Here is a 23,027-nt window from a genome sequence, read left to right as displayed (position 1 = left end):
TCGCTAAAACCCTGCTTGGCACAGCCTTTGCTAATACCTTGTTAAGTCCTGTTATCCAACGGCGGGTAACATGATTTGCACAGCATCAGCAGTATTCAAGCATCTGGCATACCACCAGATGCTTGAAGCAACTTAAAGCTGGATTTTTCCGCTTTAAAACAACATAGGGCTAGAGACCAAGGACAAAGGCGTCCTGATGACAGACAAAACGTCTGTCATCAGGACGCCTTTTTGTTTTGGCGCTTTGAACTTCAATCACTGACTGCAGGAGCCACGATGAATAAAACCGACACCACACCATCAGAAGCGATGGTCAGCACGGCAAGCCCGGAACTCACCACCGACCAGAGTCGGCGACAGTTTTTCCGCCAGGCCATGGCCAGCACCCTGGGGGCTGCCGCCATGCTGAATATCTTGCCCGGCGCCATGCAAACGCAAACCTCGGCGGCAGGCAGTGATGCGCCCGAGCTGCCCGAAGTGAAGATAGGCTTTATTCCATTGACTGACTGTGCGCCTATCGTTGTGGCGGCGCAGATGGGTTTTGACAAGAAATACGGCATCAAGATAGTGCCTTCCAAGGAAGCCTCCTGGGCCGGGGTGCGCGACAAGGTGGTGAATGGCGAGCTGCATGCCGCGCATATGCTTTACGGCATGGTTTACGGCGTGCAGATGGGCATAGGCGGCCAGCAGAAGGATATGAATATTCTGCTGACGCTCAACAACAACGGTCAGGGCATCACACTGGCCAACCAGCTCAAGGACAAGGGCGTCACCAGCGGCGCTACCCTGAAGCGCCTGCTGGATAACGAAAACCGCGATTTCACCTTTGCCCAGACTTTCCCCACTGGCACCCACGCCATGTGGCTGTACTACTGGCTGGCAAGCTACGGCATACACCCGCTCAAGGACGTCAAAACCATCGTCGTGCCGCCGCCGCAAATGGTGGCCAATATGCGCATAGGCAATATGGATGGCTATTGCGTGGGTGAGCCCTGGAATGCACGTGCGATTTACGACAAGGTTGGCTACACCGTGGCCACCACGCAGGATATCTGGGTAGACCACCCGGAAAAAGTGCTGGGCACGACTGCTGAATTTGTCAGCAAATATCCGAATACGGCGCTAGCCATGACCAAGGCCATACTCGAGGCCTGCCGTTATATAGACGCCACCGCCAACCGCCCTGCGGTTGCCAAGTTGATTGCTGGCAAGGCTTACGTCAATGCACCGGAAGAAGTGATTGAAGGCCGCTTCCTGGGTCATTACGACAACGGCATAGGCAAGAAGTGGGAAGACCCCAACTTCATGAAGTTTTTCAATGACGGCAAGGTGACCTTCCCTTACCTCTCAGACGGCATGTGGTTCCTCACCCAGCACAAGCGCTGGGGCCTGCTCAAGACCGACCCTGATTACCTAGCTGTGGCCAAAAAGGTCAACCGCATCGATATCTATACCGAGGCTGCCAAATCACTGGGGGTCGCTGTACCCACAGACCCCATGCGCAGCAGCAAGCTGATTGATGGCGTGGTATGGGATGGCAAAGACCCCAAGCTTATGCCAACGGTTTCAAGATCAAGACCTGAAATATCACTCACTAGGCAGCAGCATTTATATCTAACTATAAGGGAGCACCACGATGACCACCGCCAGCATCACCAAGGATAGCTCAGGGGCAATGGCCGAGTCGCAAAGCCAGACTCAAAGCAAGGCCACCAGCCCCACGCCATCACGCTTGCCCAGCACGCCATTTGCCCTGCGTGTGCGCGCCTTTCTGCAATGGCTGTTGCCACCTGTAGCTGGGCTGTTATTCATGCTGGCAATCTGGACGCTGATTTCGCACCAGAACGCCAGCCTGCCCGGCCCGCTCAGTACCTGGCATGCCGCCACTGAGCTATTCAGCGACCCGTTCTACCGCAACAGCCCCAATGACCTAGGCATAGGCTGGAATATCCTCGCCTCGCTAGAGCGCGTGGGCCTGGGCTTTGGTTTGGCAGCGCTGATAGGCATTCCGCTGGGCTTTATCATCGGCCGCTTTCAGTTTATGTCGCGCATGGCAGCGCCCATCATCGGCATTCTGCGCCCGGTGTCGCCACTGGCCTGGCTGCCTATAGGTCTGCTGGTGTTCAAGGCCGCCAACCCGGCCGCCATCTGGGTGATCTTCATCTCGCCATCTGGCCCATGATTATCAACACCGCCGTCGGTGTCAGCAAGGTTCCTCAGGACTATATGAATGTGGCCAAGGTACTCAATCTCTCGGAGTGGAAGATCGTCACCCGCATTCTCTTCCCCTTTGTGCTGCCCTACATGATGACAGGCGTGCGCCTGTCCATAGGCGTGGCCTGGCTGGTGATTGTGGCGGCTGAAATGCTGACTGGCGGCGTAGGCATAGGCTTCTGGGTGTGGGATGAATGGAACAACCTCAACGTAGAGCACATCATCATCGCCATCTTCGTGGTTGGCATCGTCGGCCTGCTGCTGGAGCTTATGCTCACTTCTCTGGCAAACCGCTTCAGTTATGAATAGTCACCTCAGAACATAAGGAATGATCATGGAAAAAATTCTGCAGGAAAGATACGTACAGCTGGAAGACGTCAATATGACCTTCCACACCAAGAAAGGCCGCTTTGAGGCCCTGAAACACGTCAACCTCAACATCCGTGAAGGTGAGTTCATTTCCATCATCGGTCACTCCGGTTGCGGCAAATCTACCGTGCTCAATCTGATTGCCGGGCTGTTGCAACCAAGCGCGGGCAATCTGTTCTGCGCCGGGCGTGAAATTGCAGGCCCAGGCCCGGAACGCGCAGTGGTGTTTCAAAACCACTCGCTGCTGCCCTGGCTCAGCTGCTTCCAGAATGTCTATCTGGCGGTAGAGCGCGTGTTTGGCGCAGAAGAAAGCAAGGCCCAGCTGGCCAAACGCACCCAGGCGGCCATTGACTGGTAGGTCTGGCGCACGCAGCAGACAAGCGCCCCAATGAAATCTCCGGCGGCATGAAGCAGCGCGTGGGCATTGCCCGTGCGCTGGCGATGGAACCCAAGGTTTTGCTGCTAGACGAGCCTTTTGGTGCGTTGGATGCACTGACACGCGCGCATTTGCAGGATGAGCTCATGGGCATTATGGCCAAGCGCGGCTGCACCGCAGTGATGGTGACGCACGATGTGGATGAAGCCGTGCTGCTATCAGACCGCATCGTCATGATGACCAACGGCCCGGGCGCAACCATAGGCGATATCTTGCCTGTGGATCTGCCGCGACCACGCCTCCGCCTGGAGCTTGCCGAAAACAGCCACTACAACCATTTGCGCAGCGAAGTGTTGAAGTTTCTTTACGAGCGCCATGCGCATATGGCGGCATAAAGCAAAAAGGCCCGTCGGTCAGGACGGGCCCCTACTACATCACCCTCATCTCAAGAACAAGGAGCAACACATGCAAAGTAATTCGAGTTTCAGCCTGCGTCAAGCTTGTTGGCGCACGCTTATGCTGCTGGCGCTGGGGACAGCCTACAGCGCCCAGGCCGAGGAAGTGCTGCCGGAATACACCTTTATGGATGCAGTGAAAACGGGCAAAAATCTCAGCAGCCTGCGCCTGCGCTATGAACATGTGGAACAGGATGGCAACTCGCCTGCGGGTGCACCACTCAAGGACGCCAATGCCGTCACCCTGCGCACCCTGCTGGCTGGCAGACCGCGCCCTTCCACAACTTCAGCTTTGGCGCGCAACTGATAGACGTGAGCAAATTCAAGGATGATTACAACGACAGCACCAATGGCAGCCTGATCAACAGCGTTTCCAACCAGCCGGACAAGTTGGAATACGCCAAGATTGTGGACCCGGACTATACCGGCATCAACCAACTGTATGTGGACTGGACTGGCATCAAGAACAACCGCCTGCGCCTGGGCCGCCAGCAGATCAATCTGGATAATGTGCGTTTTGTCGGTGATATCGCCTTCCGCCAGTTGATGCAGGTATTCGACGGTGCCACCCTGCTCAACAAGAGCGTACCGGATACCGAAATCTTCCTCGGCCATCTTGAGCGCGTGCAGCAAATCACCTCCAAGCTGCGCAGTGACGGCGCGCTGGAAATCGTCAATCTCAAATACCGTTTATCTCCCACTGAATCCCTGGTGGGCTATGGCTATTTCTCTAGCTTTGATGACCTGGGCTATGGCCGCGCCTGGTTTGGCAACGCTGCTGCCAACGGCGGCCTAGCCGCAGGCAAGAATGGCAATCTCAACCAGGGTGCAGACCAGGGCAACAAAATCATAGGTCTGCGTCTGGATGGCGTGCACCCCTACACCCCGGACTGGAAGGCGCTCTACACCGCCGAATATGCCAAGCAGACCGACTTCAGCGGTGGCGATGCGCGCATAGATGCGCACTACTACAAGCTGGGCGGTGGTGCCGCATATGGCAATTTCAGTCTGCGCGTGGATCAAGAGCTGTTATCCAGCAACAGCGGCCAATATGCTTTCCAGACCCCGTTTGGCACCAACCACTTGTTCCAGGGCTGGGTGGATAAATTCCTTACCACTCCGGTTGAAGGTCTCAAAGACAGCTTTGTGACCGCCAATTACAAATGGGGTGATTTCCTCTTCTTTGCCGATTACCACGTGCTGAAGTCCGATACGCACTTCAACACCGTGGGTGGCGGCTTTGGCGATAAATTTGGTACTGAGTGGAATGCGGCCGTGACCTACAACGTCAACCCGCACCTGTGGACCAAACTTGAATATGGCAAATACAGCGAGAAAGATCAGTACACCCTGCTGCCAGGCAACAATGCTGCCGGGCGGGTGCGTGATACCGAGAAGCTGTGGCTGACCATGATGTACACCTTCTGAGCTTGATCATCAGACGGGACTGCCAGGCCGCCCACAAGGCGGCTTGGCTACTTAAACACTTTATGCACCATTAAGGGAAACAGTCAGATTCCACATTGGTGCACACGCATGAAAATGGGGCGCGTCGCCATTGAAAGTTTGACGCAAAAACTACGCAAGCCACTGAAATAAAATGGTTTAACCAAATGGAACATATTTTGCTAAATACCAGCATCAATCACCAGATAGGCACCAAATGATGTCAAGTACGAATAAAGGCAAGGTTTACCTCATAGGCGCAGGCCCGGGCGACCCTGAGCTACTGACACTCAAAGCCGTCAAGGCATTACAAGCGGCCGATGTCGTGCTGCTGGATGATCTGGTGAATCGCGAGCTATTGCAGCATGCACCGCAAGCGCGTGTGATTGAAGTAGGCAAGCGCGGCGGCTGCAAATCCACGCCCCAGCATTTTATCAACCGCATGATGGTGGCCCTGGCCGAACAAGGCCAAACCGTGGTCAGGCTCAAGGGTGGTGACCCTTTCCTCTTTGGGCGTGGTGGCGAGGAAATGCTGGAACTGCGTGCAGCAGGCCTGGAGTGCGTGGTGGTTCCTGGCATTACCAGCGGTATCGCCGCGCCGACCATGCTAGGCATTCCGGTCACCCACAGGCGCTACAGCCATGGCGTCAGCTTTGTCACTGGCCATCTGCAAGATGGCGAATGCGGCCAAAACTGGCAGGCCCTGGCGCAATCCGGCACTACCCTGGTGATCTACATGGGCATGAAACATCTGGCGACCATCAGCCGCGAACTGCTCGCTGCTGGCATGCGCCCGGATACGCCAGTGGCAGCAATCCAGAATGGCAGTTTGCCGCAGCAACAGCATGTCACCAGCACACTGGCTGAGCTGCCTGCCGCGGTAAAACAGGCAGGCCTGGCTAGCCCGGCAATTATCGTGGTGGGCGATGTGGTACGCCTGGCGCAGAGTCAGGATTTGCTGGCTTCCTTGTCCATCGCGGCTTAAACCTGGGCGGGAATACACAACAGATTTCTCACTATCAAAAATCACAGCCTGCAGCACACACCTGCAGACACATTGGCAAATTGACTACTCAAGGACTTTTATGAAGACCAGTTTCTGGCAGGCGGGCCACAAACCGACCCTGTTTTCCGCGTTTCTCTATTTCGACCTCAGCTTTATGGTCTGGGTGTTACTAGGCCCGCTGGCGGTGCAAATCGCAGGCGACCTGCAGCTCAGCCCAGCGCAAAAAGGCATGATGGTAGCCACCCCGGTGCTGACCGGGGCTTTGCTACGTCTGGTTATGGGCGTGTTGGTGGATCAGATTCAGCCCAAGAAAGCGGGCCTGATTGGCCAATTGATTGTGCTGGCTGCCCTGGCTTTCGCCTGGGTCAATGGTGTGCACTCCTATCAGCAGGCTTTGTTGCTGGGCGTTTTCCTCGGGTTTGCGGGTGCTTCATTTGCGGTAGCACTGCCGCTGGCTTCACGCTGGTATCCGCCCGAGCACCAGGGTACAGCCTTGGGGATTGCCGGGGCGGGTAACTCCGGCACGGCCCTGGCGGCGCTGTTTGCCCCTGGCCTGGCTTTGGCCTTTGGCTGGAACAATGTATTTGGCCTGGCTTGATTCCGCTCAGCATCGCCCTGGTGGTGTATATGCTGTTTGCCAAGGATGCGCCCAACCCACCAGCAGGCAAATCCTTGGGCCAGTATTTGGCCGTGCTCAAGGATAAGGACGCCTGGTGGTTTATGTTCTTCTACAGCGTCACTTTCGGTGGTTTTGTTGGCATGGCTTCTTCGCTGACGATCTACTTCAACGATCAATATGGTCTGGACCCGGTACATGCGGGTTACTTCACCGCCGCCTGCGTGTTTGCCGGTTCCTTTGTGCGCCCTATAGGCGGCAATCTGGCTGACCGCATAGGTGGCATACGCACGCTGAGCGCCATGTATATACTCGCGGCCAGCTTCCTGTTCATTTTGAGTTTTGGTTTGCAGCAGCAATGGGCGGGCCTGGCCGTGGTGGTATTGGCCATGGCCTCGCTGGGCATGGGTAACGGCGCGGTGTTCCAGCTGGTGCCGCAACGCTTCCGCAAGGAAATAGGCGTGATGACCGGGCTGATTGGCATGGCGGGCGGCATAGGCGGCTTCTACCTGGCTTCCAGCATGGGGTACTCCAAGCAACTGACAGGTAACTACCAGGTAGGTCTGGCCATGTTTGCTGGCCTGGCGCTGATTGCCTTGATAGGCTTGTCTCTGGTGAAAAAACGCTGGCGCACCACCTGGGGCTCAGCGGCGGTTACCAGCGCCCGTATCTAATGCCAGCCTAGCGAGTTACTTAGCATGTCACTGGAATTTCTCACCGGCAGCAGCAGCGTTATCGGCCAGCGCGAACGCAATGAAGATTTTGCCGGGCTGGTCACGCCCACAGGCGCCACCCCCAACCTCAAAGGTGCCATCTTTGCGGTGGCGGATGGCGTCAGTGGCAATGCCGGGGGCCGCGAGGCCGCAGAAATGACCGTGCGCACGCTGTTGACCGATTACTATGCCACGCCAGATACCTGGGAAATCCCGGTGGCCCTGGATAAGGTGTTGGTTGCGGCCAATCGCTGGATATTGTCGCAGGCGTTGCAACACCGGGAGATGGCAGGCATGGCCACCACGCTCTCGCTATTGGTGCTGCGCGGCCAACGCTATTACGTCGGCCATGTCGGTGATAGTCGGCTTTATCGCCTGCGTGCAGGCCAGCTGGACATACTCACCACCGATCACGTCTGGGACAGGCCAGATATGCGCCATGTGCTCAAACGTGCCGTGGGTCTGGATAATCAACTTAGTGTGGACTATGCCGAGGGCAACACGCAGGTAGGTGATGTTTATGCGTTGTTGACCGATGGTGTCTGGGGCACGCTGGGCCAAAGCGTGATACACCATATTCTGGGCTTGTACGACAACCCGCAAAAAGCCTGTGACGAACTCACGCGCCAAGCCATGGCCGCAGGTGGCAATGACAACGCCACCGCAGTGGTAGTGCGGGTGACTGCCACAGGTGAGGAAACACTTACCGACCACTTGGCTTCTGGCCGCGAACTCAGCCCACCCGCCAAGCTCAAGGCGGGAGAAGACATTGACAGTTTCACTGTGCTGGAGCTGTTGCACCAGTCCCGCGCCAGCATGGTCTACAAGGTGCAGCACAGGCAAAGCGGGCAAATCTGGGTGCTAAAAACCCTGCAAGCACTGTTGGCCGATGACAAAGAAAGTTGTCAGGCCCTGCTCAATGAAGAGTGGCTGGCCAAACGCATCATGTCGCAATATCTGCCCCAGGTATTGCCGCTGGATGCCGAGCAGCGCAGCAAGCTGTATTACGTTATGAGCTGGCATGAGGGTGCCACGCTGCAACATAGGCTGGAACACGGCCATCACTTCACTATGGCCGGGTGCACGCGCATAGGCATAGAAATGCTGCGCGGCCTGGGTGCACTGCACCGCCTGCATATCCTACATAGAGACATCAAGCCCGCCAACCTGCATATGGGCAAGGATAACCGCCTGCGCATTCTTGACCTCGGCGTTGCCACCAGCGGCCTGCACCAACAGGATGAAGTCATGCCCAATCCGGGCACGCCCAGCTTTATGGCACCGGAATTGTTTGAACATGGGCAAGCTCGGTGCGTAGCGATCTCTATGCGGCAGGCGTCACCTTGTATCACTTGCTGACACGCAAATATCCCTATGGCGAGATTGAGCCTTTCCAGCATCCGCGCTTTGGTGAGCCCGTGCCACCCACGCGCTACCGCCCAGATATCCCGGGCTGGCTGGAAAACATTATTTTGAAGGCCGTTGCAAGAATCCTGAATCGCGCTTTGAGACTGCGGAGGAAATGTTGCTGGCACTGGAACTGGGCGAATCACGCCCCTTGCTGCCCATGCAACGCACCCCTTTGATTTCGCGCGCAGGCTTGCAGCAATGGCAATGGCTGGCGGTTTGTTCCATCCTGGTCAATTTGGTCTTGATCTATCTGATGTTTATTTCCTGAAGCTCTTCACTTAGCTCATTTTCAGCAAGCAAAATCCATCACCCCCCAGCCCTTCACTGCCGCGCACTGCTTTTGCGCGAGTGTGCCTTTTTGGTGCATAACGCGAAATTTTATAGCTCCAGCACAGCAGCAAAACCTGCTGCATAGGCGCGTGAATGCTTAATCCAGGAATCTGGTACGGACATTGCTTTATAGCTATTGAACTCGTCCTGATGTGGCGAGAAAAAATTTTAGGGATTTTCCTGCGGGGAAAATCCTGATCTGGACAACGGCGTCCATTGTTTGTTGAGCACTGCCCAAGGCAGCTGCTGGGCAGGCGATGGACGCCGTTTTGCGTTTAAGGTTTATGTGCAAGGGAACACGACGATGAATGAATACACACGCTTGGTGGTAGTTGGCAACGGCATGGTAGGCCACTATTTTGTGCAGGAGCTGGTGAAGCGCCACCCTGATCTCGCCGCTGCCAATCTGCAGGTGACGGTATTGGGCGAAGAGCCACGTGCCGCTTATGACCGCGTGCACCTCTCCAGCTTCTTCTCTGGCAGCAGCGCCGAGGATCTTTCCCTGGTAGAGCCAGGCTTCTATGACAGACCCGGGCTCAGCCTGCGCCTTAACGCCAAGGCTACTGGCATAGACCGCCACAAGCACATCATTACCCTGGATGATGGCAGCACCCTGCCTTATGACAAGCTGGTACTGGCCACAGGCTCTGTGCCTTTTGTCCCAGGGGTAGCCGGGCGTGACCGTGAAAACTGCTTTGTCTACCGCACCATAGAAGATCTGGAAGCCATGACAGCCGCTGGCAAGCAAGCCAAGAGTGGCGTGGTAGTGGGTGGCGGCCTGCTGGGCCTGGAATGTGCCAAGGCCTTGCGCGATATGGGCCTGAATACCCATGTGGTGGAATTTGCCCCACGCCTGATGGCGGTGCAGGTGGATGAAGCAGGTGGAGAAGTATTGCGCGCCAAGATTGAAGAACTGGGCGTGCATGTGCACACCAACCGCAACACCACGGCGATTGTTGAAGGCGCTACCGCGCGTCATCGCATGATGTTCTTTGATGACACCTGGCTGGAAACCGACATGATTGTGTTCTCGGCAGGTATACGCCCACGCGATGAACTGGCACGTGAATCCGGCCTGGCGATAGGTGCGCGTGGCGGCATTGCCATTGATCAGTTCTCGCGCTCCAGCGACCACAATATCTATGCCATAGGCGAGTGCGCCAGCTGGAACAATGAAATGTTCGGCCTGGTAGCGCCTGGCTATGACATGGCACGCGTGGCTTGTGCGCATCTGTTTGGTGATCACAACCTCACCTTTGAGGGTGCAGACATGAGCACCAAGCTCAAGCTCATGGGCGTGGATGTGGCCAGCGTAGGTGATGCTCATTGCAAGACCCACGGTAGCCGCAGCTTCCACTACCTCGACCAGTTGCGTCAGATCTACAAGAAGATTGTGGTCAGCGAAGATGGCAAGACCTTGCTGGGCGCAGTGCTGATTGGCAATGCCGATGAGTTTGGCACTTTGCAGCAAATGGCCCTCAACGCCATGCCACTGCCGGAAAACCCTGAATTTCTTATCCTGCCAGCCAGCGATGGCCAGGCCAAACCCGGCCTGGGCGTGGATGCGCTGCCAGACACTGCGGTACTTTGCTCATGCAACAACGTCAGCAAGGCAGCCATAGGCGAAGCCGTGGCAGGCGGTGCCTGCAGCATAGGCGAGATCAAGGCTTGCACCAAGCAGGTACAGCCTGCGGCGGCTGCGTGCCACTGGTGACACAAGTCATGAAAGCCGAGATGCGCAAGCACGGCATGGCGGTGAACAACCATCTGTGCGAACACTTCCCCTACTCGCGCCAGGAGCTTTACCACATGGTGCGTGTGGAACAGATCAAGAGCTTTGACGAGCTGTTGCACAAGCACGGCAAGGGCATGGGTTGCGATATCTGCAAGCCTACTGTCGCCAGTGTGCTGGCTTCATGCTGGAACGATTTCATTCTAAAGAAAGACCTGGCCTCACTGCAGGATTCCAACGATTACTTCCTGGGCAACATCCAGAAGGATGGCAGCTACTCGGTAGTACCGCGTATGCCCGGTGGTGAAGTCACGCCTGACGGCCTGATTGCCATCGGTCAGATTGCCAAGAAATACGGTTTGTATACCAAGGTGACTGGCGGGGCGCGCGTGGATATGTTTGGCGCCCGCGTCGAGCAATTGCCCAATATCTGGGAAGAGTTGATTACGGCTGGCTTTGAATCCGGCCATGCCTATGGCAAGTCCTTGCGTACCGTCAAAAGCTGCGTCGGCTCTACCTGGTGCCGCTATGGCGTGGATGACAGCGTGGGCTTGGCTGTGGCGCTGGAAAACCGCTACAAGGGCCTGCGTGCGCCGCACAAGATCAAGTTTGGCGTTTCTGGCTGCACCCGTGAATGCGCGGAAGCTCAGGGCAAGGATGTGGGCGTAATTGCCACTGAAAACGGCTGGAACCTCTATGTCTGCGGCAATGGCGGCATGAAGCCACGCCATGCCGAACTGCTGGCCAGCGACCTCAGCCGCGATCAACTGGTACAGATGATAGATCGATTCCTGATGTTCTATATCCGCACTGCTGACCGCCTGCAACGCACCAGCACCTGGCGCGACAACCTGGAAGGCGGCCTGGATTACCTCAAGGACGTCATTCTTAACGATAGCCTGGGCCTGGGCGCGGAACTGGAAGCGCAGATGCAGCACGTGGTGGACAACTATCAGGATGAATGGAAGACGGCCGTCACCAACCCAGAAGTACGCCAACGCTTCCGCAGCTTTATCAACAGCAGCGCAGGCGACAGCAATATCGTCTTTGTGCCTGAGCGTGATCAGATGCGCCCTGCCACCCTGGAAGAAAAACGCCAGGACAAGGTGATCCCCATTCTGGCGCTCGTTGATTAACCGGGTTGCTTGACCAGGTTGATTACAAAAATTGATTAAAAATTAAGCATTAAGTTTAGGAGTTGATATGAGTCAGTTAAGCGCAAATTCAGAAAACACCGCAGCCGCTGAACGTTGGGAAGCCATCTGCAAGCTGGACGATATCTGGCCAAACACTGGCGTCTGCGCGCTGGTGAATGGCAAGCAGATCGCCATCTTCCGTCTGCAGGATGATCAGCTATACGCGCTGGATAACCACGACCCGCACAGCGGTGCCAATGTGCTGTCTCGCGGTCTGGTGGGCGATCTTGCGGGCGAGCCTGTAGTGGCTTCGCCTATCTATAAGCACCACTACCAGCTGCGCACTGGCTGTTGCGTTGAAGATGCAGCCACCGCGCTCAACACCTACGCGGTGGAACTGCGCGAGCGCAATGTCTGGGTACAGGCTTGATGCCGTACTGAGTTTATTCACTGAGCACTCAACACTAGGCAGAGCAGCCATCATGACCAGCCCCACCACCGCCATCAAATCCGTGTGCCCCTACTGCGGCGTAGGTTGCGGCATTGTCATGGAAGTTGCCGACCAACGCATTATCAAAGTAGTCGGCGACAAGGAACACCCCACCAACCGTGGCCGCCTCTGCACCAAGGGCAATACCTGCGCCCAGGCCTTGGTGGGCACAGGCAGGCTGGAACATGCTTATATGCGCCACGAGCGCAAGCAGGAACCCAAGCGCGTCGAGATCAATAGCGCCATCAAGGAAACCGCGCGCCGCCTGCGCGAGATACTGGACAGCCACGGCCCGGAAGCCATTGCGCTGTATGTCTCTGGCCAGATGTCCATAGAATCGCAGTATCTCGCTAACAAGCTGGTCAAGGGTTATCTGGGCAGCAATAACATAGAATCCAACTCGCGCCTGTGCATGGCCAGTGCTGGCAGCGGCTATAAGCTCTCTCTGGGGGCAGATGGCCCACCGGGTTCTTATGAAGATTTCGACCAGGCCGATGTGTTTTTTGTCATCGGGGCCAATATGGCGGACTGCCACCCAATTCTGTTCCTGCGCATGATGGACAGGGTCAAGGCCGGGGCCAAACTCATCGTCGTTGACCCCAGGCGCAACACCACCGCAGACAAGGCCGATCTTTTCATGCAGATCAAGCCGGGCACCGACCTGGCCCTGCTCAATGGCCTGCTGCATCTGCTGCTGAAGAACGGTCACACCGACCCCGCATTTATTGCTGAATTCACCGAAGGCTGGGAAGCCATGCCTGCCTTCCTGCAAGACTACAGCCCGCAAAAAGTGGAGGAGATCACAGGCATTGCCGAGGCTGACCTTGCGCAGGCAGCAGCCTTGATAGGCACAGCCAAGAACTGGATGAGCTGCTGGACCATGGGCCTGAACCAAAGCACCCATGGCACCTGGAACACCAATGCCATCTGCAATCTGCACCTGGCCACAGGTGCCATTTGCCGTCCAGGCAGTGGGCCTTTCTCACTGACGGGCCAACCCAATGCCATGGGCGGGCGCGAGATGGGTTATATGGGCCCAGGCTTACCCGGTCAGCGCTCGGTGCTGGTAGAAGAAGACCGTGCATTCATGGAACAGCTGTGGAATATCCCAGCCAATACTCTGCACACCCGCCAGCTAGGCGGCACCGTGGCCATGTTTGAGCAAATGGCGGCAGGCAAGATCAAAGCCTGCTGGATTATCTGCACCAACCGGTGGCCAGTGTGGCCAATCGCAAGCAGGTGATTGCCGGGCTGGAAGCCGCCGAGCTGGTGATTACCCAGGATGCCTTCCTGGACACGGAAACAAATCGCTATGCAGATATCCTGCTGCCGGGCGCGCTCTGGGCCGAAGCTGAAGGGGTGATGATCAACTCCGAGCGCAATATGACGTTGATGCAGCAAGCGGTGGCTGCACCTGGCGAGGCCATGGCCGATTGGCAGATTATCGCCAGCGTGGCTTGTGAGATGGGCTTTGCCGAAGGCTTTACTTACGCATCTGCGGCCGAGGTGTTTGCCGAGATTACCCAAACCTCCAACCGCAAGACAGGCTATGAAATTCGTGGCATCAGCATGAACAACTGCGCAGCCAACCGCTGCAATGGCCGCGTGCGGCAAATAGCCAGACCCAGCGCCAGCCTATCCGTTACCTCAACGATGGCATACACCAGGAACGCAAAATCAATGCGGATGGCAGCGCCCCGCGCCTGGCCTTTGCCACCAAGAGCGGTAAGGGCGTGTTCTTTGCGCGTCCGCATATGCCTGCGGCCGAGCTGCCGGATGCTGAATACCCACTGATTTTGAATACAGGCCGCTTGCAGCATCAATGGCACACCATGACCAAGACCGGGAAGATTGCCACCCTGAACAAACTCAACCCCGGCCCGTTTATAGAACTGCACCCGGACGATGCCGCAGCGCTGGATATCAAGGATAGAGACCAGGTAGCGGTGCGCTCACGCCGCGGCGTGGCGGTGCTACCTGCTGTGGTGAGCGAGCGTGTACTTCCAGGCAATAGTTTTGCGCCTTTCCATTGGAATGACTGCTTTGGTGACCAGTTGGCCATCAATGCGGTGACCAATGATGCGATAGACCCACTCTCGCAACAGCCAGAGTTCAAAGTGTGTGCCGTCAGCCTGCAACGCGTGGCAGCCGCCACAGCGCTTGAGGTGCAGTCACCACAATATGCATCGCAACATGCATCGCAAAATGACGATCAAGCATCCGCACTCGCAAGCGCCGCTATCTCTGCATCCACCCAGACTCATGTAAAGGAACTTGCCATGACAGACATCAACGCCTTGGCAAAACTGCTAGGCCTGGACCGCGTACCCGAGATCAATCTTGATGCTAATGAACAGCGCTATATGCAAGGCTATCTCACAGGCCTGGGTACAGAAGAATCACGCCAGCGCGGCGGTGTGCCCGTGTTGCCCAGCACCGCGCCGCTAGAGCCAGCCAAGCGTGTGCTGCTGGATGGCATTCTGGCGGGCATTTTCTCTCGTACTTTTGTCAGTGAATCCAGCGCAGCCAGCCATTCCTCAGCAACCGAACAGCCCCAAGTCACCGTACTCTGGGCCTCGCAAACTGGTAATGCCGAGGCCTTTGCCACCAAGTGCGCACAGCGCCTACAGGCTGAAGGTTATGCCGTCACCCTGGCCAGCATGGATAGCACCAGCCCTTCTACGTTGCAGAAAGCCGCCAACTACTATTGCTGACCAGCACCTTTGGTGATGGTGATCCGCCTGATAATGCCAACGCACTCTGGCAGGCCTTGCAGGCCGAGAGCGCCAGCAGGCTGGAACAGACACGCTTTGCCGTGCTGGCCTTTGGCGATTCCAACTATGACCAGTTCTGTGGTTTTGGCCGCAAACTGGAAGCCCGGCTCACTGCACTGGGTGCCAAGAGCCTGCATGCGCGGGTGGACTGCGAGCCGGACTTTGAGGAAGTGGCACTAGGTTGGCTGGAAGCCGTAGTCGTGAGCCTCAAGCAGGAAAATACCCAGCAAGCCAACGTACGCAGCCCGGCACAAGCAGCTTATGCCGGGGTGGACACTGCCCTGGAAAGCGAAGCAACAACGGGCAGCTCTGCGCCTAGCTATACCCGCCAGCACCCTCTGCGCACCAGGCTACTTATCAATAAGCGCCTCAATGCTAGCGGCTCAAGCAAGGAAATACGCCAGTTTGGCTTTGAGCTGGGTGATAGCGGCTTTAGCTATGAAGCCGGAGATGCATTAGGTGTTTGGCCAACCAATTGCGCGGAGCTGGTGGGCAATATACTGGCCACGCTCAAGCTCACGGCCACTACCATGGTGGCTATCAAGCAAGGGCAGGAAGAAAAGCAGGTGCCCTTGGTACAGGCGCTGTCACACTATTACGATATTGCGCGCATCACGCCCGATATACTCAAATTCTGCGCATCGCGCAGCCAGCACCCTCAATTGCAGGCCCTGCTGGCCGCAGAACAGCAGGCCGAACTGCAAACCTGGCTCTGGGGCAAGCAGTTGATAGACCTGGTGCAAGCCTTCCCTGTGGTGGCCAGTGCCAGTGAATGGCTGGGCGTGCTTAAGCCGCTGCAACCGCGGTTGTATTCCATATCCTCCAGTCCCAAGCTTTTCCCGCATCAGGTGCATTTGACGGTATCGGTAGTGCGTTATGGTGATGCTGGGCAAGCGCGTGGCGGTGTGTGCTCGACTTTCCTGGCTGATAGAGCGACTGATGTTGATGTGCCTATTTTTGTCCAAAAATCCGCACACTTCCGCGTGCCCAGCAATCCGGATACGCCCATGATTATGGTGGGGCCGGGCACAGGTATCGCGCCATTTATTGGCTTTTTGCAGGAGCGTCAAGCCAGCATGGCTAAAGGCAAGAACTGGCTGTTCTTTGGCGAGCAGCATGCCGCCACGGACTTTTATTACCAGGATGAATTACAGGCATTTCAGGCGCATGGCATTCTGACGCGTCTTGATACCGCTTTCTCTCGTGACCAGGCAGAGAAGATTTATGTGCAGCAACGCATGCTGGAACATGGGGCTGAGCTGTGGCAATGGTTGCAACAAGGCGCGCACTTCCGCGTGTGCGGTGATGCCAGCCGCATGGCTAAAGATGTGGATCAGGCGTTGAAGACAATTATTGAGGTGCATGGCGGGATGAGCGCGGCAGCGGCTGCTGAGTATGTCAGCAATATGAGTCGCGATAAACGCTATGTGCGTGACGTGTATTAAGGGAATACGCGTGAGACTTGAAGGCAGGAACCTTAAGCTTTAATTTCCGGTCTTTCCTTATATCACTGCCGGATATTGCTACTAGTCACCAACCAGATAGCGCGAACTTGTCACTAATTGCGCTAGCTCTTCATGACCATGCGTGGCAATATCGGCAGCAAAAAACTGGCTAGGCTGTGCAATATGACCAGGCTGACAACAGAGATAAGGATGAGATCGCATGAGACATACCCTATTTGCCGCTGCCCTCGGTGGCTGGCTGGCACTACCCGTGATGGCCGAAGAAGGCCGTGAGATTAACGCGACTACCAGTGAAGGTGAATCTGTGGTGTTGCAGCCGGATGGTAGCTGGCAATATGCGGAGCCGGGTCAACGCATCAATGGTGAATGCCCACCCAAGTCACAAGGTGGTTACTTTGGTACGCGTTGCATCCCGCCTGGCGACAAGCATTTCAATCGCGGCTCACTGAGCGGTAAAGGCCGTTAATCACTCCCTGCATTGCGCTTGCATACCCTCGGCGGGGTTTGTACTTTGAGAGCACTGGACATTGAGAGCGCTGCCTCATGGCAGCGCGATATTAAGGGTAGCGCCTAAAGCAGCCCAAGTTCGCTAAACGAGCAGATCTTGTTTCCGGCAACCACAAAGTGGTCCAGCACGCGTATATCCACCAACTGCAATCCGGCTTTAAGCGCTTCGGTGAGTAATTTGTCTGCCTCGCTTGGCTTTGCCTCGCCTGAGGGGTGATTGTGGGCAAATATCACGGCAGCAGCATTATGGTACAGCGCCCGCTTGACCACTTCTCGCGGATAGACTCTGGCTTGGGTCAAGGTGTCGCGGAATAATTCCTCAACTGCCACCACTCTATGTTGGGCATCAAGAAACAAGGCCATAAACACTTCATGGGGCTGGCCACCTATTTTCATATTGAGGTATTGGCGCACCGCTTGCGGTGAAGTCAGGACATCGCGCTCATGCATTTGCTCCAGCAAGGCGCGGCGACTCATTTCAAAGATGGCCTGCAACTGCACAAACTTGCTGCGGCCCATGCCATGCACGCCTGTGATTTCCTGAGCGCTGGCAGCAAATATGCCGTTGAGGCTGGAAAAGTGCGCCAGCAGATCACGCGCCAGATCTACGGCGGATTTGCCCATCACGCCAGTACGCAGAAAAATTGCCAATAGCTCGGCATCAGACAATGCCGCCGCTCCTCTGCCCAGTAGTTTCTCTCTGGGGCGCTCATTGTCCGGCCAATCAGTAATCGCCACGCTTCAGCCTTTCATATAGAATCGGGTGAAATTTCCAGCGGTGTTTCTACGCCTGCCTACCATCCTGATGAGTGATTATTCCATAAAAAACCTCTTGCTCGGCATTAGCGGAGGCATTGCCGCCTACAAATCCGCAGAGCTGGTGAGACTGCTTGTAAAACAAGACATTAATGTGCATGTGGTGATGACGGAGTCTGCCACGCGTTTTGTGACGCCGCTGACTTTTCAGGCGCTATCAGGCAACCCTGTGCACACTGGCCTCTGGATGATAGTAGTAGCCGCGGCATGGCGCATATCGATCTTTCCCGCCAAGTAGATGCCATTCTCGTCGCCCCCGCCAGTGCAGATTTTATTGCCAAGCTGGTACACGGCCATGCGGATGATTTGCTGAGTACGCTTTGCCTGGCGCGTGACTGTCCACTTTATGTGGCACCGGCCATGAATCGCCAGATGTGGCAGCAGGCTGCTACCCAGCGCAATATCGTGCAACTGCAACAGGATGGTGTACGGCTATTTGGCCCGGAGAGCGGCGCACAAGCCTGTGGCGAGACCGGGATGGGCCGCATGCTGGAAGCCGAGGCCTTGTTGGCAGAGATATTGGCCGCCAGCGCCAGTGCGTCAAACCCTGCCTCTGCAAGACCTTCCGCTGCAAACGCATTACTTGCGGGCAAGCGCATCTTGATTACGGCTGGCCCCACGGTAGAAGCGCTAGACCCGGTACGTGCGCTCAGCAATCATAGCTCGGGCAAGATGGGTTACAGCGTGGCGCAAGCTGCCATAGAATTAGGGGCAACCGTCACCCTGGTCAGTGGCCCGGTTGCTTTGCAGCCCCCCGCAGCTGCCCGCACCATTAAAGTCACCAGTGCGCTGGAAATGCTGGACGCGGTGGAGTCACAACTCCCGGGTCAGGATATTTTCATTGCAGTTGCGGCAGTGGCAGATTACAGACCACAGCAAAGCAGTCAGCATAAGCTGAAGAAAAGTCAGCAAAGCCTGACCATTACGCTGGAACCCAACCCCGATATCCTGGCTACAGTGGCAGCGCGCCCTAATCCGCCTTTCTGCGTTGGCTTTGCGGCTGAAACCGAGAATTTACTGCAATACGCCGAAGAAAAACGTCGCCGCAAACATATTCCATTAATCGCGGCCAATATTGCCAGTGAGGCGTTGGGACAGGATGAAAGCAGCCTGGTGCTGATAGATGACGCTGGCAGCCACCCGCTGCCACACGGCCCCAAGATTGAACTGGCGCATGGGCTGCTGCAACATATTGCCACCATGTTCACCCATACCGACAAGCAGAAATGAGCATACCTAACATGAGCCTCAATATTGATATCAAGATTTTAGACCCACGCCTGCAGCACATGCTGCCCGCCTACGCCACGCCTGGCTCTGCTGGCCTGGATTTGCGCGCCTGTCTGGAGCACACCCAGACGCTGCACCCCGGCGACACCATCATGATCCCCACAGGCCTGGCTATCCATCTGGCAGACCCACAGTATGCGGCACTGATTTTGCCGCGCTCTGGCCTGGGCCATAAGCATGGCATTGTGCTGGGCAATCTGGTGGGCCTGATCGATTCAGATTATCAGGGCCAACTGCTGGTATCGTGCTGGAACCGCGGCAAGGATAGTTTCATCATCAACCCCATGGAGCGCATTGCGCAGCTGGTGATTGTGCCTGTGGTACAAGCCAGCTTTAATATTGTCGCTGAATTCACCGAAAGTTCGCGTGGTGAAGGCGGTTTTGGCAGCACTGGCAAGCATTAAGCCTGGGATTGCAGCTTTAGCTGCTAATTAAAAATCTTCCAATACACTTGAAAACATTTAGTTTTTCATGGTATAAATGCGGTCTTTCGAATTTCGGAGTCAACCATGGCACGCGTATGTCAGGTAACCGGCAAAAAGCCGATGGTTGGGAATAACGTTTCCCACGCAAACAACAAGACCAAGCGTCGTTTCCTTCCTAACCTGCAAAACCGCAAGTTCTGGGTAGAGAGCGAAAACCGCTGGATCAGCCTACGTATCACCAATGCTGCACTGCGCACAATCGACAAGAACGGTATTGATGCTGTTCTGGCTGATCTGCGTGCCAGCGGCGAAAACATTTAAGGACTTAAATCATGCGTGAAAAAATCAAACTGGAATCCAGCGCTGGTACTGGTCACTTCTACACCACGACCAAGAACAAGCGCACCATGCCAGAAAAAATGGAGATCAAGAAGTTTGATCCCGTTGCTCGCAAGCATGTACTGTACAAGGAAACCAAGCTGAAATAAGCTTGTTGCTCCCAAGAAAAAGCCCGCATATGCGGGCTTTTTTATTGCCTAAGCTCAAGTGATGCTAATTTGATCGAATTTGGATTGCATCAAGATAGGCCTGCTGGCTTGCAGGCCAATTATTGACCAGGCGTAGCAGGTGTTTCCTGCTGCAAGATGCGCACTTCGCGTTGCGGGTAAGGGATGGATATACCGCGCTTCTTGAACTCGTCCCAGAGTGCCATATAAATATCGTGCGGAATACTGCCCGCCCCATTTTCAGGGTCTGGCACCCAGACGGTCAGGTTGAGGTCTATGCCGCTTTCGGCAAAGCCTACCAGCTTGGCATCTGGTGGTGGCTCTTGCATCACCCGTGGCTGTTTCTTGCCTATCTCTACCATCAAGGCCAGCGCTTCACGAATATCGGTTTCATACGCCACCTGTATAGGCAGCTTGATAGGAACCCTACGCCTGATGGCCGTATGGTTGATGGCCGCGCTGGTGATCAGGGTTTCATTGGGGATAATGACATCCGTGCCATCCAGCTGACGTAGCACCATATAGCGTGAGCGCAGTTCTTGCACTATGCCGTAGTAGGAACCTATGGTGACGATATCTCCCAGATTCATGGATTCATCGAGCAGGATGATAAAGCCGCTGACATAGTTGCTGGCAATCTTCTGCAAGCCAAAGCCCAGACCCACACCCAAGGCGCCACCAAACACCGATAGCAATGTGAGATCCAGCCCCACCGCCGACAAGGCCACCATGACGGCCACAAAGATAAAGGCGATGCGTATGACTTTGTTGATGACCACACGCATATTGATATTGATGTTTTGCGCCTGCATCAGGCGGTTCTCAATCAAACGGCTTAACCACAGCGCAATAAACAAGGTGACCAGCACGGTCAACAAGCCTTGTATCACCAGCAGCAAGCTCACCGGGCTCTTGCCCACGGTAAAGCGCACGCCATCCAGCGCTTCAAGTATATCTGGCAGCACACCAGTGACATGCAGCGCCAGCACTACCCAGACGGTGCTGGATAGGATGTTTTCTGTGGTCTTGAGCCAGCCACTGGGGGAAAACACAAAGCGCAGTACATAGACGGCAAGGCGGATGACGGCCATGGCAATTAAGAGCCTGGAAGCCAACTCCAGCAGGCTGGGGCTATACCAGTTGGCCAGTACCAGCTGGCCAATCCAGATCATCACCAGCGATGAGATGGGGAAGAGAATACGGGTCAGCCCATCAATAGCCGCCTGATGCACATTGCTACTGGCCAGACGGGCACGTTGCAGGCTATTGAGAGACCAGGCAATCACCAGGCTGCTGACAATGATGCCAACTTGCCACACCACTGCAGCGGAGGAGAAATCTGCCTGCAGGTCTTGCCAGACAGTGAAGATAGTGTTGTTCATAGCAGGAAGATGGTCGCCAGACCCAGGAAGATAAAGAAGCCACCGCTATCGGTGACCGCGGTGATCAATACGCTGGAGCCAACCGCAGGATCACGATTGAAGCGACTGGACATGATTAAAGGAATCATCACCCCCATCACCGCAGCCAGTAATAGATTCAGCGTCATCGCAGCTGTCATGACCAGGCCCAGGGCCACATTGTCATACAGCAGGTAGGCAATAATCCCCAGCACGCTACCCCAGATCAGGCCATTCAACAGCCCAACTCCGGTTTCCTTGATTAGCAGGGAGCGGGTGTTGTAATAGGAGATTTGCCCCAGCGCTAACCCACGCACAATCATGGTGGTGGTCTGATTGCCGGAGTTACCGCCTATGCCAGCGACAATAGGCATCAAGGCCGCCAAAGCGACAATTTTTTCAATCGAGCCTTCAAACATGCCGATAACGCGCGAGGCAACAAAGGCGGTTACCAGATTGATCGCCAACCAGGTCCAGCGGTTTTGCACCGATTTCCAGACCGAAGAGAATATATCTTCTTCTTCGCGCAGACCCGCCATGGACAACATATCGCTTTCGGCTTCTTCGCGGATATAGTCCATCACCGTATCCACCGTCAGTCGGCCTACCAGGCGATTGTTTTCGTCTACTACCGGGGCTGTCACCAAGTCATAGCGTTCAAAGGCCTTGGCGGCCTCGTCGGCTTTATCCTGGGGGTGGAATACCACCGCATCATCGGCCATGATTTCCGCAACACCAGAATCCAGATCATTCACCACCAGACGCTTGAGCGGCAACACACCTCGCAGGACATCATTGCGGTCTACCACAAACAATTTATCGGTATGGTCAGGCAGGCTGCCTATACGGCGCAGATAACGTAGCGCCACTTCCAGTGTGATGTCTTCACGTATGGTGATGATATCGAAATCCATGAGCGCGCCCACGGCATCATCCATATAGGCCAGAGCCGATTGCAGCCGTTCGCGGTTGCGGCTATCCAGGCTCTCCAGCAGCTCTTGCAGCACATCTTTGGGAAGGTCTGGCGCCAGGTCGGCCAGCTCATCGGTATCCAGTTGCTCTGCGGCCGCCAGCAACTCATCGGAATCCATGTCCGCAATCAGCGTCTGGCGCACCGCATCCGATACTTCCAGCAGGATTTCACCGTCGCGCTCGGCCTTGACCAGATCCCAAACGTCAAGACGCTGCTCTAAAGGCAAGGCCTCAAGAATATAGGCAACGTCAGCGGGATGCAGGGTATCCAGCTTTTTCTGCAGTTCTACCAGGTTTTGCTTGTGTACCAGGTTCTGCACCAGCGCCTGCTTAGGCATGTCCTGCTTGTGCAATAGCTCTTCAACCAGCTTGTGCTTGCTCAGCAAGCTGATGACCTGTTGCAAGCTCTCCTGCAAACTTTCTTTTGATTCTTGTCTATCTGCCATATCGCCTTGCAAGCTTATGATGGTACGTTGAAGTAATAACAACCCTGGTGCTGGGTGACGCGATGCCGAATGATGACTTGGCACCAACAGACAGATTTTATTATGCCGCTGGTATTGTGCCTATCATTTGTG

13 protein-coding genes and 8 pseudogenes are annotated in these 23,027 nt (G+C 55.7%); 18 read left to right on the top strand and 3 right to left on the bottom strand.

Going from position 1 to position 23,027, the window contains the following annotated elements:
* Positions 1 to 309: 309 nt before the first annotated feature.
* From JCM2850_RS19295 to JCM2850_RS13035, 14 genes and pseudogenes are all read left to right on the top strand, one after another.
* Positions 310 to 1,583, top strand: a pseudogene (locus tag JCM2850_RS19295) (CmpA/NrtA family ABC transporter substrate-binding protein).
* Positions 1,584 to 1,636: 53 nt separating this feature from the next.
* Positions 1,637 to 2,523, top strand: a pseudogene (gene ntrB, locus JCM2850_RS19290) (nitrate ABC transporter permease).
* Positions 2,524 to 2,548: 25 nt separating this feature from the next.
* Positions 2,549 to 3,354 (top strand): annotated as a pseudogene (locus JCM2850_RS19285) (ABC transporter ATP-binding protein).
* 70 nt (positions 3,355 to 3,424) lie between these two features.
* Positions 3,425 to 4,842: pseudogene (locus JCM2850_RS19280) on the top strand (alginate export family protein).
* A 235-nt stretch (positions 4,843 to 5,077) separates the two neighbouring features.
* Positions 5,078 to 5,845 (top strand): uroporphyrinogen-III C-methyltransferase, encoded by a 768-nt coding sequence (gene cobA, locus JCM2850_RS13070; RefSeq protein WP_234406261.1) that lies wholly within the window; start codon positions 5,078 to 5,080, stop codon positions 5,843 to 5,845.
* Positions 5,846 to 5,945: 100 nt separating this feature from the next.
* Positions 5,946 to 7,156, top strand: a pseudogene (locus JCM2850_RS19275) (nitrate/nitrite transporter).
* Between the two features lie 24 nt (positions 7,157 to 7,180).
* Positions 7,181 to 8,873 (top strand): annotated as a pseudogene (locus JCM2850_RS19270) (bifunctional protein-serine/threonine kinase/phosphatase).
* A 366-nt stretch (positions 8,874 to 9,239) separates the two neighbouring features.
* A complete protein-coding gene (locus tag JCM2850_RS23635; protein WP_305079989.1) occupies positions 9,240 to 10,649 on the top strand; it encodes an FAD-dependent oxidoreductase in 1,410 nt (469 codons plus the stop codon).
* Between the two features lie 8 nt (positions 10,650 to 10,657).
* Positions 10,658 to 11,803 carry a ferredoxin-like domain-containing protein gene (locus tag JCM2850_RS23630; protein ID WP_305079988.1) on the top strand — a complete coding sequence of 382 codons (1,146 nt, stop codon included), beginning with the start codon at positions 10,658 to 10,660 and terminating at the stop codon, positions 11,801 to 11,803.
* 67 nt (positions 11,804 to 11,870) lie between these two features.
* Positions 11,871 to 12,233, top strand: coding sequence for a nitrite reductase small subunit NirD (gene nirD / locus JCM2850_RS13050; RefSeq protein WP_025872400.1), 363 nt, complete (start codon positions 11,871 to 11,873; stop codon positions 12,231 to 12,233).
* Positions 12,166 to 14,087 (top strand): annotated as a pseudogene (locus JCM2850_RS22970) (molybdopterin-dependent oxidoreductase). The gene nirD and the pseudogene JCM2850_RS22970 overlap by 68 nt, the downstream one beginning before the upstream one ends.
* Complete coding sequence (locus tag JCM2850_RS22965; protein WP_234406260.1) at positions 14,027 to 15,007, top strand: molybdopterin dinucleotide binding domain-containing protein; 981 nt, start codon at positions 14,027 to 14,029, stop codon at positions 15,005 to 15,007. The pseudogene JCM2850_RS22970 and the gene JCM2850_RS22965 overlap by 61 nt, the downstream one beginning before the upstream one ends.
* Complete coding sequence (locus JCM2850_RS22960) at positions 15,001 to 16,512, top strand: sulfite reductase subunit alpha (protein ID WP_036266234.1); 1,512 nt, start codon at positions 15,001 to 15,003, stop codon at positions 16,510 to 16,512. The genes JCM2850_RS22965 and JCM2850_RS22960 overlap by 7 nt, the downstream gene beginning before the upstream one ends.
* Before the next feature lie 220 nt (positions 16,513 to 16,732).
* On the top strand, positions 16,733 to 16,999 hold the full coding sequence (locus tag JCM2850_RS13035) for a hypothetical protein (RefSeq protein WP_025872398.1): 267 nt from the start codon (positions 16,733 to 16,735) through the stop codon (positions 16,997 to 16,999).
* Positions 17,000 to 17,103: 104 nt separating this feature from the next.
* Here the strand turns inward: JCM2850_RS13035 and radC are convergent, their stop codons facing one another.
* The gene (gene radC / locus JCM2850_RS13030; RefSeq protein ID WP_025872396.1) at positions 17,104 to 17,778 is read right to left on the bottom strand and encodes a RadC family protein; all 675 of its coding nucleotides are present in this window, start codon (positions 17,776 to 17,778) and stop codon (positions 17,104 to 17,106) included.
* A 67-nt stretch (positions 17,779 to 17,845) separates the two neighbouring features.
* Between radC and coaBC the strand changes: the two are divergent.
* From coaBC to rpmG, 4 genes and pseudogenes are all read left to right on the top strand, one after another.
* Positions 17,846 to 19,086: pseudogene (coaBC, locus tag JCM2850_RS19250) on the top strand (bifunctional phosphopantothenoylcysteine decarboxylase/phosphopantothenate--cysteine ligase CoaBC).
* Positions 19,087 to 19,097: 11 nt separating this feature from the next.
* Entirely contained in the window at positions 19,098 to 19,550 is a 453-nt protein-coding gene (gene dut / locus JCM2850_RS13020; RefSeq protein ID WP_025872394.1) for a dUTP diphosphatase, read from the top strand.
* 105 nt (positions 19,551 to 19,655) lie between these two features.
* Entirely contained in the window at positions 19,656 to 19,892 is a 237-nt protein-coding gene (gene rpmB, locus JCM2850_RS13015) for a 50S ribosomal protein L28 (protein ID WP_025872392.1), read from the top strand.
* An 11-nt stretch (positions 19,893 to 19,903) separates the two neighbouring features.
* Positions 19,904 to 20,059, top strand: a complete 156-nt coding sequence (rpmG, locus tag JCM2850_RS13010) for a 50S ribosomal protein L33 (protein ID WP_011478679.1) — start codon at positions 19,904 to 19,906, stop codon at positions 20,057 to 20,059.
* 119 nt (positions 20,060 to 20,178) lie between these two features.
* On the opposite strand, the gene JCM2850_RS13005 is transcribed toward rpmG, so the two are convergent.
* Together JCM2850_RS13005 and mgtE are read right to left on the bottom strand one after the other, a co-directional pair.
* A complete protein-coding gene (locus JCM2850_RS13005; protein ID WP_025872389.1) occupies positions 20,179 to 21,459 on the bottom strand; it encodes a mechanosensitive ion channel family protein in 1,281 nt (426 codons plus the stop codon).
* A complete protein-coding gene (gene mgtE, locus JCM2850_RS13000; RefSeq protein ID WP_025872387.1) occupies positions 21,456 to 22,895 on the bottom strand; it encodes a magnesium transporter in 1,440 nt (479 codons plus the stop codon). The genes JCM2850_RS13005 and mgtE overlap by 4 nt, the downstream gene beginning before the upstream one ends.
* Positions 22,896 to 23,027 lie beyond the last annotated feature (132 nt).

The organism is Methylobacillus glycogenes JCM 2850 (assembly GCF_000617925.1).
In the GTDB taxonomy this organism is placed as follows: Bacteria; Pseudomonadota; Gammaproteobacteria; order Burkholderiales; family Methylophilaceae; genus Methylobacillus; species Methylobacillus glycogenes.
The sequence above is the reverse complement of the archived record's forward strand: the minus strand, read 5'-3'. Positions and strand labels throughout refer to the sequence as shown.

Excerpts from the sequence above, each read along its gene's own strand:
- JCM2850_RS23635 (WP_305079989.1), top strand. The coding sequence starts at position 9,240 with ATGAATGAATACACACGCTTGGTGGTAGTTGGCAACGGCATGGTAGGC.
- rpmB (WP_025872392.1), top strand. The coding sequence starts at position 19,656 with ATGGCACGCGTATGTCAGGTAACCGGCAAAAAGCCGATGGTTGGGAAT.
- mgtE (WP_025872387.1), bottom strand. The coding sequence starts at position 22,895 with ATGGCAGATAGACAAGAATCAAAAGAAAGTTTGCAGGAGAGCTTGCAA.
- rpmG (WP_011478679.1), top strand. The coding sequence starts at position 19,904 with ATGCGTGAAAAAATCAAACTGGAATCCAGCGCTGGTACTGGTCACTTC.
- dut (WP_025872394.1), top strand. The coding sequence starts at position 19,098 with ATGAGCCTCAATATTGATATCAAGATTTTAGACCCACGCCTGCAGCAC.
- JCM2850_RS13005 (WP_025872389.1), bottom strand. The coding sequence starts at position 21,459 with ATGAACAACACTATCTTCACTGTCTGGCAAGACCTGCAGGCAGATTTC.
- JCM2850_RS13035 (WP_025872398.1), top strand. The coding sequence starts at position 16,733 with ATGAGACATACCCTATTTGCCGCTGCCCTCGGTGGCTGGCTGGCACTA.
- JCM2850_RS23630 (WP_305079988.1), top strand. The coding sequence starts at position 10,658 with ATGAAAGCCGAGATGCGCAAGCACGGCATGGCGGTGAACAACCATCTG.
- nirD (WP_025872400.1), top strand. The coding sequence starts at position 11,871 with ATGAGTCAGTTAAGCGCAAATTCAGAAAACACCGCAGCCGCTGAACGT.
- cobA (WP_234406261.1), top strand. The coding sequence starts at position 5,078 with ATGATGTCAAGTACGAATAAAGGCAAGGTTTACCTCATAGGCGCAGGC.